The organism is Gluconobacter japonicus (assembly GCF_015244665.1).
GTDB classification, from domain to species: domain Bacteria; phylum Pseudomonadota; class Alphaproteobacteria; order Acetobacterales; family Acetobacteraceae; genus Gluconobacter; species Gluconobacter japonicus.
On sequence record NZ_JABCQN010000001.1, the window covers coordinates 214,971 to 229,615 of the forward strand.

Sequence of the window (14,645 nt, forward strand, 5' to 3'; positions counted from 1 at the left end):
GCACGTCTGATGAAACAGAATTTTCTGTCTGCCTCTGAGGGGCATGCGCTCTGGCTGTCCAAACCTCATGCCATGGGACGGCCGGCTCTGATGGGCATCCTGAATGTTACGCCGGACTCATTTTCGGATGGAGGTCTTTTTCAGTCTCCTGAGACAGCGCTGGCTCATGCCCGGGAGATGCTGGCGGATGGTGCAGACATTGTGGATATCGGTGCGGAATCCACACGCCCTGGCTTTCGGTCAGTCCCGGCAGATGAGGAATGGGCCCGGCTCGAGCCCGTCCTTGGCAGACTTGTTCCAGAAGGAGTGCCTCTGTCGGTTGACACGACGAAATCTGTCGTGGCCCGTAAGGCTTTGCAGGGCGGTGTACGGCTTATCAATGATGTCTGGGGCTTCCATTCAGACCCGGATATGCCGTTCGTGATTGCGGACAGCGGAGCCAGCGCTGTTATCATGCACAATCGCTATGAGGTCGATGACCAGCTTGATCTGCTGGCAGACTGGCGGCGTTTTTTCGATCACTCTCTGGAACTTGCCGAAAAAGCCGGTCTGGCGAGGAAGCGCCTCATTCTTGACCCCGGGGTAGGGTTTGGAAAGACGCAGGAGCAGAATGTTCAGGCTATCGCGTCTCTTGGCGTTCTGAAGACGGAGTACGAACTCCCGATCCTGCTTGGTCTCTCCCGGAAATCCCTGTTTGGGTATCTGCTGGGGCGACCGATAGAAGACCGTCTGGCTGGAACATTGGCAGCTAATCTGGTTGGGGCAGATCTGGGGGCCGATATCCTGCGCGTTCACGATATCAGAGAACATTCTGACGCTCTTTCTATCCGGCGCGTTCTCAAGGAGGCTGTATGATTTCGGCGCCTTTGACGTCCGTCTTCGTACGGGATCTGTGCCTCTTCGGGTATCATGGCGTTCTGCCGGAAGAGAACCGTATCGGGCAGAGATTTATTGTCGATATCGAAATCCGGGCTGATCTGTCAGGCGCGATTGCTGAGGATGATTACAGACAGGCGGTCTGTTACGGCACGCTCTGTGAGATCGCAGCGGAAAGTGTCACCGGCACGCCAATGGACCTGATCGAGGCTTTGGCGGGACGGATTGCGGATAACATTCTGAAGCGCCTGGACCGTGTTGAAGTGGTTCTTGTAACCGTTCACAAACCATCCGCTCCGGTGCCTTATCCGGTGTCTGAAACAGCCGCTACCGTGACGCGGCATAGGCGTCATGAGGTCGCGTTCTCGCTGGGCGCCAATCTGGGCCCGCGCGAAGCGACCCTCAATGCGGCTCTGGACCGTCTGTCCATGGAAGGTGGTCTGGAGATCACGGATGTGTCTTCCTTTTACGACAGTGCTCCATGGGGCGGGATTGATCAGCCTGCTTTCGTCAATCTCTGTGCCATAGGACATACGACGCTGTCTCCTCATGCCCTGCTCAGGGTCTGCAAGGTCATTGAGGGTGATCTGGGACGCATTCCGGGGATGCGATGGGGCGCCAGGGCCGTCGATATCGACGTTCTGTATTATGATGAACGTAGTCTGTCCGATCGTATTCTGACGGTTCCACATCGGCACCTGTTTGAACGCGCCTTCGTCCTCGAACCTTTGGCTGAAATTGCTGCGAACCATGTCATCGGTGGACGCCGGGTGGCAGACGCGCTAGCAGTCCTGCCTCGCACCAGCGGAGATGTGACCCGGCGTGATCCGGATTGCACCGCGTCGGGGAACAAAGGAGCCTGAAACCCGCCATGACCGATCTGAACGCCACTGCCGTGACCGCCTGCAAGGACGATCAGCGACCGCTGGGCGCTTTGTCGCGGCCTGCAGATGCGGAAGAGCGGCTTGCCAATGCCGTCCGGACCATTCTGGAAGCCGTGGGCGAAAACCCGGAGCGTGAAGGCTTGCAGGATACGCCGCAACGTGTGGCCAAGATGTATCTGGAAGTTTTCGGTGGCCTGTATGAAGATCCGCGGGAGCATCTGAAGACGCAGTTTTCCGCAGATCAGCATCATGCTGCGGTGATTGTGAAGGATATTCGCTTCCACTCCATGTGTGAGCATCATCTGCTCCCGGTGCATGGCAAGGCTCATGTGGCCTATTTGCCAGCGGGTGGCCGCCTGACAGGTCTCAGCAAGCTGGCGCGTGTGGTGGAAGGTTTTGCCCGTCGCCCACAGCTTCAGGAGCGTATGACCGATCAGGTTGCTCAGGCCATGGAAGATGTTCTGGCGCCGGAAGCCGTTCTGGTCGTAATCGAGGCCGAGCATATGTGCATGAGTATGCGTGGCGTTCGCTCACCCGGCTCTACGACCGTGACAACCGTGGCTCGTGGAACATGGAAGCACGATCATGCCGCGCGGATGGAAATTCTGTCGCTCCTGCGCGGCTGAAAATTTCAGAAGTCTGAAATGCTCTTGTCAGCCCGGTTCCACCAGCACTTCTGTGGGGACCGGCTGACTTTCGGCAGATAGAATGCCGGATCACCCGTCAGACGTACGGTGTTGGTCGGCGTTTCTTCCAGTTCCAATGCGTGAACACGCAGGGCCGCCCCTTGATCCGCTAGAATGGCCGTCAGTTTGGCGAGCAGAAGAGCGGCCATAACTTCGGTTGTCGGGTCGCCGGGCGTGACAACGATCTTGCGGGCACGCTCAGGTTCATGATCCCGGAACCATGCCAGAAGCGGATCATGCTCCGAAAGCTGAAGAGCATGATCGAGGCTGTTATCCACAAAATCATGCCAGCGCGTTTTGGCATCTGCAAATGGCAGGATCATATTCTGATGACCGTCCAGACGCGTATCTTCAACGGGCCTGAGTGTCACCTTCACATATTCATTGTGGCCGTGCGGAATGGCGCATTTCTCGCTGCTTCCGGTGATCAGCCGATGGCCCATGCAGAAACGGCGGGTGAAGACGAGTTCTGCCGTCATGCTTTGCTCTCGCAGTATCGACGCCAGCCTTCCGCACGAAGTTCACAGGCCGGGCAGGTACCGCAGCCATAGCCCCAGGCGTGATGATGGGTCCGGTCTCCCATGTAGCACGAGTGGCTTTCATGGTTGATCAGATCAACGAGCGTCTTGCCGCCAAGTTCTTCTGTCAGATCCCAGGTCTGTGCCTTGTCGATCCACATCAGAGGTGTGTGAAGAACGAAACGCTGGTCCATGCCGAGATTGAGCGCGACCTGAAGGGCCTTGATCGTATCGTCCCGGCAGTCCGGATAGCCCGAATAGTCGGTTTCACATACGCCAGTGACGATGTGCTTGACGTTCCGGCGATAGGCGAGGGCTGCCGCGAAAGTCAGAAAAATCAGGTTGCGGCCCGGTACGAAAGTATTCGGCAGACCGCTTTCGCTGAAACCGATTTCGGCTTCGCGTGTCAGGGCCGTTTCGGACAAAGCGCCGAGGGAGGCGAGATCAATCGTGTGATCTTCGCCAAGACGCGCCTTCCACTCCGGGGAATGCTCGGCCATTCGAGCGCGGAGTGTGTCCCGACATTCGAGTTCTACGAGATGGCGCTGACCATATGCATATCCAACGGTTTCGACACGGTCGAAGCGTGATAGTGCCCAGGCCAGACACGTTGCGGAATCCTGGCCGCCGGAAAACAGAACGAGTGCGGCGTTGCTCATGGGATTCCGATCAGTTTGTGAGTTTGCAGCGACAGGCGCCAGCGAGGGTGCGCGAGACAGTAAGCCACCGCAGCCTGTGTATTTTCCAGTCGTGCAGGACCATCCATAGGCTGAAGCCAGAAATGCTGGAACGACAGGCTATCGAACATTTCAGGCGGAAGTTCGGTCTGTGGATAGACGAGCTTCAGTTCCGCACCGCTGGTCTGAACAAGAGGGCCACCCGGCTTGGGGCTGACGCAGACCCAGTCGATCCCATCAGGCGCAGCAATTGTGCCGTTCGTCTCTACGGCGATTTCGAACCCATTGGCCTTAACGGCGGCAATCAGTTCCGCATCCAGTTGTAGAAGTGGTTCACCACCCGTGAAGACGACGTAACGTCGGCCACTTTCGTCCGCAGCACTTTTCCAGCACTGCTCAATGGTTTCGGCCAGATCGGCAGCGGTCTTGAAGCGGCCACCGCCTTCACCATCCACTCCAATAAAGTCCGTATCGCAGAAGCGGCAGGCCGCCGTCTCGCGGTCCTGCTCCCGGCCTGACCACAGGTTGCACCCGGCAAACCGGCAGAACACGGACGCACGACCCGTCTGCGCACCCTCTCCCTGGAGAGTTACGAACATTTCCTTCACAGCATAAGACATGACCGCAGCATGTCGGCGAGGATGACGCCAGATGCAAGGGAAAACATTCTTTTATGCGTCAGGATGTGTTTCCACTGCCACGCAGGGGTGGGCAGAACCCTCTTTCATGGTAGGGAGAGGCTCATGGAAGACAGCAACTCCCGTACTCCCATACTTGATCTCTCGCCACAGAGAGGATTCGGCCGTGTGCGGGCCGCCCTGAATGACCTGAAGGCGGGTATGCGGCTGCTGCCGCTTGCGCTTGCGCTGGGTTGGCTGGATATCAAACTGCGGTATCGCGGCTCGATCCTTGGGCCATTCTGGCTGACGCTCTCAACGGCCATCATGGTTGCGGCCATGGGGGTCGTCTATGGCTATCTCTTTCATATGGATCTGCCGCATTATCTGCCGTTCCTGTCCCTTTCAATGGTGCTCTGGGGATATATCAGCGGTGTCATTAACGATGCTGCGACAGTCTTTACGCAGAGTACGTCTCTCTTCCATGCAAGGCGCATCCCGGCTACGCTTCCGGTTATCCGGCTTGTCGTCCGTAATGTGCTGACGTTTCTGCACAATGTTGTGGTAGTTGCTGTCGTGTTCGGCATTTACCATGTCTGGCCAAAGCAGAGCTGGAGCCTCCTGGTAAGCCTGCCACTCTGGTTTCTGGATAGCTTTGCCATCATTTTGCTGATTGGCATGTTGGGTGCCCGCTTCCGGGACATCGCGCCAATTATGGCTTCGATCCTTCAGATTTTCTTCTTCGTTACGCCCGTGATCTGGAAGCCGGATCTCATCTATGTAGGGCGTCAGTATCTGTTGCTGGATCCCTTCTATCCCATTCTCGAAATCGTGCGCGCCCCCCTGATGGGAGAAGATGTGCGCTCATCCTTGTGGATTGCAGCAATTGCTCAGGGCGTTCTGTTGTGGGGGCTGGCTGCGGCCCTGTTCTGCCGGATGCGCGCCCGTATCCCTTACTGGATCTGACCTATGCCCAGCATCGCTATTGATCGGCTTCAGATCGATTTCCCACTTTATCATGGTCAGAGCCGCTCGCTGAAAAAGCATGTCGGCAACACGATCTCCAGCCTGCGTCCAGGTTCACCGGCAGCTCACCTCATGCAGGATGGGCGTGAACGCACCGTAGTGAGTGTTCTGCGGGACGTCAGCTTTGTTTTGAAATCCGGAGAACGGCTTGGGCTGATCGGCAGGAACGGTGCGGGCAAAACTACGCTTCTGCGTGCGATGGCTGGTATTTACGAACCGGTTGGTGGCCGTGTGAGGCTGGAAGGGTCTATCGGCACACTTCTGGATGCCAGCCTCGGCATGAATATGGAACTGACGGGGCGGGAGAATATACGCCTCTACGGTCTGCATGCTGGACTATCCAAGTCGGAAATCAGCCAGATTGACCGGGACGTGCAGGATTTTGCGGACTTGGGTTCGTATATGGATATGCCTGTAAAAACTTATAGTTCGGGCATGACAGTTCGTTTGGCTTTTGGTCTGGCAACGGCTGTGAAGCCGCAGATTTTGCTGATGGATGAATGGTTTTTAGCAGGTGATGGCGCTTTCATGAACAAAGCGCAGGAGCGTCTTGAGGCCATGGTCCAGCATGCGGATATTCTGGTGATTTCTACTCACCAGCCAGATGTGATGCGTAAATGGTGCACGCGGGTTATCTGGCTGGAAGATGGCCGGATCCGGATGGATGGAACGCCAGACGAAGTGCTGGATGTTTATCTTACGGCCTGACCCAGTCTTTTTTTAAGCGGTGACATCCAGTTCATGATTGCTGCTGGATTTGGAAGATGTCCCGCCAGTCGTCGTTTCAGAAACGATGTTTCCCGAAGAATCAGTGACCGTCGTTGTGACGGATCCGTCAGCGTTGGTTGTGGTCGTCGTTGTCTCCTGAGTGGAGGACGTTGAAGACGAGCTCTGGCTGCTTATAGTGCTGTACAGAGACGGCATGGCAGATGCGCCAACGGAAGAAATGCTTGAAGACATGATGCATCCTTGAGGGAAAAAAATTGGAGGCATCAGTGTCGTACGGCAGAGTTAATGCATCCTTACCAAAGCCGTATCGCGTCAGAACGAAGGGCAACGGTTTGTAACGGCGGAATGATAAGGAAAACCTAATTCAATCAGGTTTTATGGAATGTTTTGAGTTTTTTTTGGGGAAGTTTTTAGGCCACTCTTTAAAGAGAGTGGCGCGAGTGACGGGGCTCGAACCCGCGACCTCCGGCGTGACAGGCCGGCGCTCTAACCAACTGAGCTACACCCGCAAACCGCTTTTCAGCGATTTTTGGACCGTCCGTTCGGGGCCGTGTTGGCGTCCTCTCGGTCGGTGGCGGTGATTTACCAATCTCCCGGGGGGGTGACAAGAGGCTTTTTTCAAAAAAATGCTTTTCGAACAAAAAAAGTCACTTGCGGGAGAATTTGCTCCTGCGGGAGAAGTGTCATGGTTTGCAACAATGAAAAGCAGGATGACAAGCGGTATGCGAGCATGGGGGCAGGGTGCCGTTATCGGAATGCTGATGTCAGGACTGGCAGCCTGTGCGCCAACAGGGCCACTTCAGTGTAAAATTTATACGAGCGGCGTGATGCCTATCATCAACCGCTCTGGCTCTCCTGTTGTTCGAGCAGGTATCAATGGCCATCCGGTGGCTCTCATTGTTGATACCGGTGCTATGGTATCCCTGATCGGAACATCTCATATTGATCCTTTGGGACTAGAGGTTCTGGGAGCGTTTGGAAGCATCCAGGGTGTTGGAGGTGGAGAACTCAGTCAGGCTGTAAAAATTGACAGTCTGGAAATGGGTCCGTCCAAAGCGACAAATTTTGCTGCTATCGCGGCTGGAAAATTTGGAGCATCCATCAACGGTCTTCCGATCGTAGGATTATTTGGAAACGATTTTCTCAGCAATTACGACACGATCATTGATATTCCTGATCATGTCGTTCGCTTGGTCAGGACGGAAGATTGCCCAAGTCCGACCCCCGGTTGGGGAGAAAAAATTCACACCATTCATGTTACTCATGACCCGTCCAGATATTTGAGGACAATGCTGGAGGTCAAAATTAATGGCCATGCGGCGGATGCAACTCTAGATACCGGTTCCACCAATACGCTTATTACAATGAGCACAGCTCGTCATGCCGGCGTAACACGTGAGATGCTAAAGCAGGATCCTGTTAGCTTGGCATGGGGCGTGACCCACGATCCTTTGAAAGCGTATCATCACCTTTTTTCAACACTCGAAGTCGGTGACATCGTTTTTCATAATGTCCGACTGACTGTTGTTGATGACATTCCTGAGGGAGATGTCCTGCTTGGCAGTGATTTTATGCGGCATTATCGCTTGTGGATTGGACGGGGAAGCAAGTTATACGCCCAACATGACACGGACATTCCACCTAACGACCCAGACAGGCAGGCGGCGGAATAGATTGTCGTCAATCCAGAGCTTTTTCTCTGTGGAGTGTTAACAGAGTGTCAATCAGTTCCCACTAAACACGTCCCTACGTTCGCAGGTCATGCACTTGTGGAAGGTGGGGAGTTGTTATGGCTGGGCAATCTGGAATGTTTTCCTCTCATGTGACCGTACGTTCTGAAAGTAGCGTTGCCTCCGGAGTTTTTTTCTGGGGGGCGGCACTCTTACCCGTACTGGCTCTAACAGGAGTAACATTTTGGCAAATTATGACTGTGTCTAAAGGGATGTCTGCATCCACGGGCGTCATAGAAGTGCTACCGAATGGGCTCCTTTTACTTGTTCTTCTGCTAGCCACTGCCCTGCTGTTTTTTAGAATATTCAAGCCTGCGAGTGCTTTGTCACAGGCTGCACAGGTGCTTGCTGGAGAAGATGCTCTTCCATCAGGGAAAGTACTTCCCGAACTTCTCGCGATACAAGATCGTCTAAAACGCGTACAGATTGACCTTCTTGCTAGTAATAGAGATACCACAGAAGCGCGCAAGGCTCTCTCACAGGCAGAAGAAAAGTCTGAAAGTGAAAGAAAAAATGCGCAAGAGGAAATAGATTCCCTTGAAAAATTCACAGATACTTTGGGTGTAGCATTAAGCAAGCTTCGAGCAGGGTGTCTGGATTATCGAATAGAAGAGGTGTTCCAGGGTCGATACGAGCGGCTACGACTAGATTTTAACACCACGGTTGAAGAGTTTCAGAAGATATTTATGTCTCTGAATGACAGCGTTAGTACGATCTCTTCTGGGTCAGCAGAAATTGCTTCGGCTGCAGATGATCTTGCGCGTAGGACCGAGCAACAGGTCAGTCGCCTTGAAGAAACAACGCTGTCTGTAGGCGCTGTGACAGAGGCGGTCAAAAAAACTGCTGAATCTGCAACTCATGCAAGTGCTGTAGCGCGGCAAACTGTCGAACAGGCAGAAAGCTCAGGAGAGGTCATGGCCGCAGCAACGGCCGCTATGCTGGATATTCAGGGATCGTCAAAACAAATTGGTCAAATTCTTGGATTGCTAGACGATATTACTTTTCAGACAAATCTTCTGGCCTTGAATGCAGGTGTGGAAGCTGCCCGTGCTGGAGAGGCTGGTAGAGGCTTTGCTGTTGTCGCAACAGAAGTAAGGGCTTTGGCACAGAGATCAGCGGACGCAGCCAAAGATATTAAGAGTCTCATTACATCGAGTACGCAGCAGATTAGTAAAGGTACAGTCCTTGTTCAGGAAACTGGAGAGGCAATGAAAAAAATTGTGGGTAATGTAGGCGAAATTAGTTTTCTTATTAGTGAAATTGCGACTACAGCACAAAAACAAGCCAATAATCTCTCTGAAATTAGTTCTTCTGTAAGTCAGATGGACCAGAATACGCAGCAAAACGCAGCAATGGTCGAAGAAGCAACCGCCGCTAGCCACAACCTTAGCGCAGAAGCTGCTGAATTGCTTCAGATTGTTCATCATTTTCATTTGTGTGAAAAGGACAATTATTTCATTCAGGGTGAAACTGATTTTCATAATTCCTTGTCGCCTCAGAATTTATCTGCGGAAACTTATCAGACTTCAGATGAAGGATGGGAGGAGTTTCGGTAATGAAAATTTTTTACTTACCTGAAGTTCTTGATACCGCTGCTGCCCCAGACCTTCTGGAAAATTTAAAAATGTTATCAGAAGACATTCTACTGGATGGTAGAGAAGTAAAACGGTTGGGTGGTCGATGTCTTGAGATACTACTGTCTGCTCGAAAAACAGCACTTTCCAAGGGTAAGAATTTTAAGATTCAAAATCTTTCTCATGAAATGGAAAAGTCTTTGGTTTTAATGGGAGCCAAAAGAATTTTAGATGAGGAGACAACATAATGAATATTCTTATCGTTGACGACTCTCGAACAATTCGAAAACTGTTGAGTGATACGTTAGAAGCTGTAGGTCATACTGTTTGTCAGGCAGAGGATGGCATTGATGCCCTTGATGCTTTGGAGAAATTCTCTCCGGAGATTATTATTACTGATCTTAATATGCCGAGAATGGATGGCCTCGAATTGGTAAAGAAGTTGCGGCATATAAATACAACAAAATTTCTTCCTATTCTTTTTCTGACGACTGAAGGCAGTTCAGAAATGAAAGAAAAAGGAAGACAGGCTGGTGCAACTGGCTGGCTAGTAAAGCCATTTGATAGAAGTCGTCTTCTGAATACTATAGAGCGCGTATCGTCATGAGTAATTATGTCAAAGATGATGATCTTGAAAATATACGTCAGATTTTTTTTGAAGAATGTGCAGAGCAATTAAGCCTTCTTGAGGAAGAGCTTTCTTCTCTTGAGGAAACGGCAGAAGTAAGTGAGAAAATTAATACGATTTTCCGAGCAGTTCATTCCATTAAGGGGGGAGCGGGAGCTTTTGGAATGGAAAAGCTCGTTCGGTTCTCTCATCTTTTCGAAGCAGTACTAGAAAAATTCCGTTCGGGGGAGTGCGTGGTTAACTCCGTATCGATTGCTATTTTTTTGAAAGCTGCAGATGTATTAACTGATATCGTATCGTTTTATCGAGATGGAACCGATTTATCAGTTCAAGACAATGTGAGCGAAGAATTAAATGGTTATTTAGAAAAGATAGAAAAATATAATGATAATTCAGAAGATATAAATAGCTTTTGTTTCAGTCCGATAAAAATTAATCTTGAAGAAGAAAACACCTTTTATATACAAATTATTCCAGAATTTTTTTTCTATGAAAATGGAGATGACATCCGGAACATACTATTTTTTTTAGAGAAAAAGGGAACAATTTTAGTTGAAATTAATTCACTAAATATTCCTTGTCTAGACACGTTTGAAACAAACAAAACCTATTCAATATGGAATGTTGAAATAAAAACAACATATGATAAAAGTGAGGTCGAAGAAATATTTGATTGGTCTGGAAATAGCATAAAAGTAAATTTTTTAGATTGTGAAAAATTTTTAGAAGAAAAAAACAAAGATTGTACTTTTTTAAATGAGGAAAAAAAAGAACCTATACTAGGAAAATCTTTGCAAATTTCGCATAAAGAAAATGCAACAATTAGGATTGATACTAAGAGGGTCGATAGTTTGGTTGACCTTTTAAGTGAAATTGTAATTAACCAAGGCGCTATTCGAGCGCAAATGAAAATAAATGATATTCGGCCCGGTTCTCCTTTGGATATTGCTATTTCTGATTTAGAGCAACTCACTCACGAGTTGCAGGAAAATGTAATGGCAATGCGTGCACACCCCATTAAAATGGTTTTTCAACGTATGGGGCGCATTGTGCGCGAGACAAGTCGAGTTGCTAACAAACAAGTAGCATTGCACCTTGAAGGTGAAGATACTGAAGTCGATCGTTCGATTTTGGAAAAATTATCTGATCCATTAACGCATATGGTGCGGAATGCCATAGATCATGGACTTGAAAGTACAAATATTCGTACGATTTCTGGTAAATCATCAGAAGGTAACTTATTTCTGCGTGCATTTCACCGCTCTGGACGGATAATCATTGAAGTTGAAGATGACGGATCTGGCTTAAATTGTGATAAAATTTATAGAAAAGCTATTTCAAAAGGAATAATAAATAGTAAATCTATAATGGAAAAAGAAGAAATTCAAAATCTTATTTTTTCTCCTGGATTTTCTACGGTTGAAAGTGTTTCTGATATTTCAGGAAGAGGGGTAGGAATGGATATTGTTAAAAAATCTATTTCCGATATGGGGGGAAGAATTTCTATTTCTTCAGAAAAAAATGAAGGAACTTTATTCTCAATTTCTCTTCCATTAACATTGTCGGTTGTGGAAGGATTAATTTTCAGGAGTCAAAATCAAAATTTTATTGTTCCTGTTTCTAGCGTTGTGGAAGCATTACTTTTTCAAAAAAATAAAATTTTTGAAATTTCTCAAGGAATATGGGGATATCCTTATAGAGATCAGTACATACCAATTTTCTACAGTGGAAAAGTAATAAATAAAGATTTTATAAACGGATATAATAATTCTTGTATAATAGTTGAAAATGAAAAAAGAGAAAAAATTGCTCTTATTGTCGATGAAATTATTGATCAATCTAGATTTGTAGTTAAGTCGATAGAAAAAAATTATAAAAAAGTATCAGAATTTTCATCGGCTACCATTTTAGGTGACGGAGAAGTCGCTCTAATCGTCGATGTTGATTTTTTAATTGAAATTTTTTCAAGTAAAAACTACAATAAATTGTCTAATTTTGGAGAGCAATAATGGAAAAATATTTAATTTTTACATCTTATGATCAGGAATATGCAATTGATATTGGGGTAGTTCGAGAAATTAGGAATTGGACCCAATCTACGATTATTCCTTCATCTCCAGCCTATGTAGAGGGAATTATTAATATCCGCGGAACGGTAATTCCTTTAGTTGATTTTTGTAAAAAAATAAATCTAGACAGAGAAGAGGCGGAAAAAAAAGCTATGATAATAGTAGAAAATGAAAATAAAACCATATCTTTTTCTGTTAAAAATGTTTTAGATATTATAGATTATAATAAGTATGATATAAAATCCCTACCTGAAGTATCTCAATGCGATATTTATAACTTTGTTGATGGGATAATCTCGTTCGATGAGCGTGTGATATTTAGGCTAAATATATCTTTTTTGATTAGAGATTGTTTGAATTGACCGAAAAATATGAAAAAATATCTAGGCAATCTTTGAAAATTATTTCGCAGATTGCGTATGATGTTTCGGGTATTATTTTAAGTGAAAAAAAAGAAGATCTTATTTTTTCACGCTTAAATAAGAGATTACGAGAAAATAAGCTATCAAGTTTTGAAGAATACTGTATTTTGATTCAATCAAATCCTGATGAACGTCTACAGATGATAGCATCTTTAACAACTAATGTTACGGCGTTTTATAGAGAAAGGCATCATTTTCAATATTTATCAAAATTGATAAAAAGCACATTCATTAACAGAATAAAAAATGGTGAGGAGCTGCGTATATGGTCAGCTGCCTGTTCAAGCGGTGAAGAGGCTTATTCAGCTGCGATGACTGTTGCTGACGTTCTTACGACGCTTCCAATTGCAAGGATAAAAATTCTTGGCACTGACATTGATAATAGCATGCTGGGTCTCTCCAGGAAGGGGATCTACTCCATAGAAGAAAAAGATTCTATTCCTTTAGAAATATTTAATAAATTCTGTATAGAGAAACAAAATCAGTTCACCTTCAAAAAGGAAATATTAGAAAAATTAAGGTTTAAATCGCTAAATCTTATAGCTGAATGGCCGTTTGAATCGAAATTTCATGCTATATTTTGTCGAAATGTTGCAATTTACTTCGATAAAGTGACGAGAGAAAAATTATGGTCACGCTTGGCCAAAAGGCTGCATGTCGGGGGAGAATTATATATTGGTCATTCAGAAAGAATTTCAAATCCGGATGTACTTGGTCTGCGACCTGTCGGCCTGAATTCATATAAGAAAGTAAAATAATGGTTGAGGAGTATAGTATTTATAATAATATAATTTCAGTGCTGGTCGTAGATGATTCTTTGACGAGCCGCGCGCTGATAATGCTTGCTCTTAAACGAGATCCTAGAATCAAAGTTGTTGGAACTGCTGGTACGCCGCTGGAAGCCAAAGATTTGATTTTGAAACTCAAGCCGGATGTCTTGACGCTGGATGTTGAAATGCCAGGCATGAACGGTTTGCAGTTCCTTGAAAAAATTATGCGCCTCAGACCTATGCCTGTTGTCATGGTGTCCAGTCTCATGGCGCCCCGAAGTGCAATGACTGACATGGCCTGTCGACTAGGAGCAGTAGAATGTTTCTCCAAGTCTTCCGGGATGCAGGGGGAAGCTGTTTTTGCCGGTTTGGCAGACGCTGTTGTCCGCGCCGCGGTTCAAACCGGGAAATCTCATTCAGGTAAGAGCCAAGGTCATTCGGTTGTGTCTGATACGATCGTCGCGATCGGTGCTTCTACTGGGGGCGTGGAAGCTCTTGGGGAAGTTCTTGGAAGTTTTCCGGAGGATTGTCCTCCAACGATCATTGTGCAGCATATGCCGCAGCAGTTTTCCAATAATTTTGCACGTCGCCTTAATGCCATTTCGCGACCCGATGTCTCCCTTGTCACGGATGGATGTAAATTGATCAGAGGAAAAGTGCTTATTGCGCCTGGGGGCGAGGCGCACACTGAAGTGAGCCGTACTGGACGTGTCTCACCTTATAGTTGCCACCTTGTGTCCGGCCCTCCGCTTAATGGACATAGGCCATCTGTGGACGCGCTGTTTCTGTCTGTAGCTCAAGCGGCTGGACGTCTTGCTATAGGAGTCATTCTGACAGGCATGGAAGCTGATGGAGCTCGCGGTCTTCTTGCCATGAGGCGTGCTGGAGCAAGAACCATTGGGCAGGATCGGAAAACATCTGTCATCTATGGAATGCCGAAAGCAGCCTTTGAATGTGGGGCTGTAGAAATGCAGCTGCCATTACCTGAAATTGGGCCCTCTATTCTTCGTCTTTCTGAATATCGTACACAGGAGAGTTATCAATGATTTCCGCTTCATCCATGTCCGTTTTGCTTGTGGATGATCAGACATCCATTCGTTCTCTTCTCAGGAACAGTCTTGTTCAACTTGGATTTGTGCATGTAGCGGGCGTTCGTAATGGCATAGAAGCTCTGGAACATCTTAAGGCCAACCCAACGCATCTGATTATTTCTGATTTCAATATGCCGGATATGGATGGACTCGAACTGCTGAAAGCTGTGCGTGCGTCGTCGCAAAACGCAAAGACCGGCTTCATCATGTTGACAGGACAAGCAAGTAAAGAGTTGGTACAGCAGGCCATTTCTTCTGGAGTGAACAATTTTCTTGCCAAGCCATTCACAACCAGTTCTTTGAAAGCGCGTATTGAGGCCGTTTTTGGCCCAATTTGCGGCGCTTGAG

18 protein-coding genes and 1 tRNA gene are annotated in these 14,645 nt (G+C 47.8%); 14 read left to right on the forward strand and 5 right to left on the reverse strand.

Annotated elements, in window-relative coordinates; translation table 11 throughout:
- Positions 1-9: 9 nt before the first annotated feature.
- Genes folP through folE form a run of 3 tightly spaced genes read left to right on the forward strand, consistent with a single transcriptional unit; the run spans position 10 to position 2,386 of the window.
- On the forward strand, positions 10-855 hold the full coding sequence (gene folP / locus HKD32_RS00915) for a dihydropteroate synthase (RefSeq protein WP_194257350.1): 846 nt from the start codon (positions 10-12) through the stop codon (positions 853-855).
- Complete coding sequence (folK, locus tag HKD32_RS00920) at positions 852-1,739, forward strand: 2-amino-4-hydroxy-6-hydroxymethyldihydropteridine diphosphokinase (RefSeq protein ID WP_194257351.1); 888 nt, start codon at positions 852-854, stop codon at positions 1,737-1,739. Before folP ends, folK begins: the two co-directional genes overlap by 4 nt.
- A gap of 8 nt (positions 1,740-1,747) precedes the next feature.
- Positions 1,748-2,386, forward strand: coding sequence for a GTP cyclohydrolase I FolE (folE, locus tag HKD32_RS00925; protein ID WP_228118678.1), 639 nt, complete (start codon positions 1,748-1,750; stop codon positions 2,384-2,386).
- A gap of 5 nt (positions 2,387-2,391) precedes the next feature.
- Here the strand turns inward: folE and HKD32_RS00930 are convergent, their stop codons facing one another.
- The 3 genes from HKD32_RS00930 to queE are packed head-to-tail and all read right to left on the reverse strand — an operon-like array spanning position 2,392 to position 4,261.
- Entirely contained in the window at positions 2,392-2,925 is a 534-nt protein-coding gene (locus HKD32_RS00930) for a 6-carboxytetrahydropterin synthase (RefSeq protein ID WP_194257352.1), read from the reverse strand.
- Positions 2,922-3,623, reverse strand: a complete 702-nt coding sequence (queC, locus tag HKD32_RS00935; protein ID WP_062023040.1) for a 7-cyano-7-deazaguanine synthase QueC — start codon at positions 3,621-3,623, stop codon at positions 2,922-2,924. The genes HKD32_RS00930 and queC overlap by 4 nt, the downstream gene beginning before the upstream one ends.
- The gene (gene queE / locus HKD32_RS00940; RefSeq protein WP_062023036.1) at positions 3,620-4,261 is read right to left on the reverse strand and encodes a 7-carboxy-7-deazaguanine synthase; all 642 of its coding nucleotides are present in this window, start codon (positions 4,259-4,261) and stop codon (positions 3,620-3,622) included. Before queE ends, queC begins: the two co-directional genes overlap by 4 nt.
- A gap of 123 nt (positions 4,262-4,384) precedes the next feature.
- Here queE and HKD32_RS00945 point away from each other — a divergent pair, with 123 nt between their 5' ends.
- Positions 4,385-5,224 (forward strand): ABC transporter permease, encoded by an 840-nt coding sequence (locus HKD32_RS00945; protein WP_062016855.1) that lies wholly within the window; start codon positions 4,385-4,387, stop codon positions 5,222-5,224.
- A gap of 3 nt (positions 5,225-5,227) precedes the next feature.
- A complete protein-coding gene (locus HKD32_RS00950) occupies positions 5,228-5,992 on the forward strand; it encodes an ABC transporter ATP-binding protein (protein WP_061932782.1) in 765 nt (254 codons plus the stop codon).
- Between the two features lie 12 nt (positions 5,993-6,004).
- Here the strand turns inward: HKD32_RS00950 and HKD32_RS00955 are convergent, their stop codons facing one another.
- Together HKD32_RS00955 and HKD32_RS00960 are read right to left on the reverse strand one after the other, a co-directional pair.
- Positions 6,005-6,244: a hypothetical protein gene (locus HKD32_RS00955; RefSeq protein WP_061932780.1), complete on the reverse strand. Its 240-nt coding sequence runs from the start codon at positions 6,242-6,244 to the stop codon at positions 6,005-6,007.
- A gap of 201 nt (positions 6,245-6,445) precedes the next feature.
- Positions 6,446-6,522, reverse strand: a tRNA-Asp gene (locus tag HKD32_RS00960).
- A gap of 201 nt (positions 6,523-6,723) precedes the next feature.
- Here HKD32_RS00960 and HKD32_RS00965 point away from each other — a divergent pair.
- The 9 genes from HKD32_RS00965 (at position 6,724) to HKD32_RS01005 (ending at position 14,644) form a co-directional block, all read left to right on the forward strand.
- Entirely contained in the window at positions 6,724-7,686 is a 963-nt protein-coding gene (locus HKD32_RS00965) for a retropepsin-like aspartic protease family protein (protein ID WP_061932925.1), read from the forward strand.
- Positions 7,687-7,802: 116 nt separating this feature from the next.
- Positions 7,803-9,299 (forward strand): methyl-accepting chemotaxis protein, encoded by a 1,497-nt coding sequence (locus tag HKD32_RS00970; RefSeq protein ID WP_228118679.1) that lies wholly within the window; start codon positions 7,803-7,805, stop codon positions 9,297-9,299.
- The gene (locus HKD32_RS00975) at positions 9,299-9,565 is read left to right on the forward strand and encodes an STAS domain-containing protein (protein WP_061932776.1); all 267 of its coding nucleotides are present in this window, start codon (positions 9,299-9,301) and stop codon (positions 9,563-9,565) included. The genes HKD32_RS00970 and HKD32_RS00975 overlap by 1 nt, the downstream gene beginning before the upstream one ends.
- Entirely contained in the window at positions 9,565-9,924 is a 360-nt protein-coding gene (locus HKD32_RS00980) for a response regulator (RefSeq protein ID WP_061932774.1), read from the forward strand. The genes HKD32_RS00975 and HKD32_RS00980 overlap by 1 nt, the downstream gene beginning before the upstream one ends.
- A complete protein-coding gene (locus HKD32_RS00985) occupies positions 9,921-11,954 on the forward strand; it encodes a chemotaxis protein CheA (protein ID WP_061932772.1) in 2,034 nt (677 codons plus the stop codon). The genes HKD32_RS00980 and HKD32_RS00985 overlap by 4 nt, the downstream gene beginning before the upstream one ends.
- A complete protein-coding gene (locus HKD32_RS00990; RefSeq protein ID WP_061932770.1) occupies positions 11,954-12,376 on the forward strand; it encodes a chemotaxis protein CheW in 423 nt (140 codons plus the stop codon). Before HKD32_RS00985 ends, HKD32_RS00990 begins: the two co-directional genes overlap by 1 nt.
- A complete protein-coding gene (locus tag HKD32_RS00995; protein WP_061932768.1) occupies positions 12,373-13,194 on the forward strand; it encodes a CheR family methyltransferase in 822 nt (273 codons plus the stop codon). The genes HKD32_RS00990 and HKD32_RS00995 overlap by 4 nt, the downstream gene beginning before the upstream one ends.
- Positions 13,194-14,252 (forward strand): protein-glutamate methylesterase/protein-glutamine glutaminase, encoded by a 1,059-nt coding sequence (locus HKD32_RS01000; protein ID WP_194257353.1) that lies wholly within the window; start codon positions 13,194-13,196, stop codon positions 14,250-14,252. The genes HKD32_RS00995 and HKD32_RS01000 overlap by 1 nt, the downstream gene beginning before the upstream one ends.
- Entirely contained in the window at positions 14,249-14,644 is a 396-nt protein-coding gene (locus tag HKD32_RS01005; RefSeq protein WP_061932764.1) for a response regulator, read from the forward strand. The genes HKD32_RS01000 and HKD32_RS01005 overlap by 4 nt, the downstream gene beginning before the upstream one ends.
- Position 14,645: the final 1 nt, after the last annotated feature.

Bases quoted from the DNA above. Each gene is read 5' to 3' on its own strand.
- HKD32_RS00975 (WP_061932776.1), top strand. From the start codon at position 9,299: ATGAAAATTTTTTACTTACCTGAAGTTCTTGATACCGCTGCTGCCCCA.
- HKD32_RS01005 (WP_061932764.1), top strand. From the start codon at position 14,249: ATGATTTCCGCTTCATCCATGTCCGTTTTGCTTGTGGATGATCAGACA.
- folP (WP_194257350.1), top strand. From the start codon at position 10: ATGAAACAGAATTTTCTGTCTGCCTCTGAGGGGCATGCGCTCTGGCTG.
- HKD32_RS00965 (WP_061932925.1), top strand. From the start codon at position 6,724: ATGACAAGCGGTATGCGAGCATGGGGGCAGGGTGCCGTTATCGGAATG.
- HKD32_RS00955 (WP_061932780.1), bottom strand. From the start codon at position 6,244: ATGTCTTCAAGCATTTCTTCCGTTGGCGCATCTGCCATGCCGTCTCTG.
- HKD32_RS00980 (WP_061932774.1), top strand. From the start codon at position 9,565: ATGAATATTCTTATCGTTGACGACTCTCGAACAATTCGAAAACTGTTG.
- HKD32_RS00990 (WP_061932770.1), top strand. From the start codon at position 11,954: ATGGAAAAATATTTAATTTTTACATCTTATGATCAGGAATATGCAATT.
- queE (WP_062023036.1), bottom strand. From the start codon at position 4,261: ATGTCTTATGCTGTGAAGGAAATGTTCGTAACTCTCCAGGGAGAGGGT.
- HKD32_RS00945 (WP_062016855.1), top strand. From the start codon at position 4,385: ATGGAAGACAGCAACTCCCGTACTCCCATACTTGATCTCTCGCCACAG.
- HKD32_RS00950 (WP_061932782.1), top strand. From the start codon at position 5,228: ATGCCCAGCATCGCTATTGATCGGCTTCAGATCGATTTCCCACTTTAT.
- HKD32_RS00985 (WP_061932772.1), top strand. From the start codon at position 9,921: ATGAGTAATTATGTCAAAGATGATGATCTTGAAAATATACGTCAGATT.
- HKD32_RS00930 (WP_194257352.1), bottom strand. From the start codon at position 2,925: ATGACGGCAGAACTCGTCTTCACCCGCCGTTTCTGCATGGGCCATCGG.
- HKD32_RS01000 (WP_194257353.1), top strand. From the start codon at position 13,194: ATGGTTGAGGAGTATAGTATTTATAATAATATAATTTCAGTGCTGGTC.
- HKD32_RS00970 (WP_228118679.1), top strand. From the start codon at position 7,803: ATGGCTGGGCAATCTGGAATGTTTTCCTCTCATGTGACCGTACGTTCT.
- queC (WP_062023040.1), bottom strand. From the start codon at position 3,623: ATGAGCAACGCCGCACTCGTTCTGTTTTCCGGCGGCCAGGATTCCGCA.
- folE (WP_228118678.1), top strand. From the start codon at position 1,748: ATGACCGATCTGAACGCCACTGCCGTGACCGCCTGCAAGGACGATCAG.
- folK (WP_194257351.1), top strand. From the start codon at position 852: ATGATTTCGGCGCCTTTGACGTCCGTCTTCGTACGGGATCTGTGCCTC.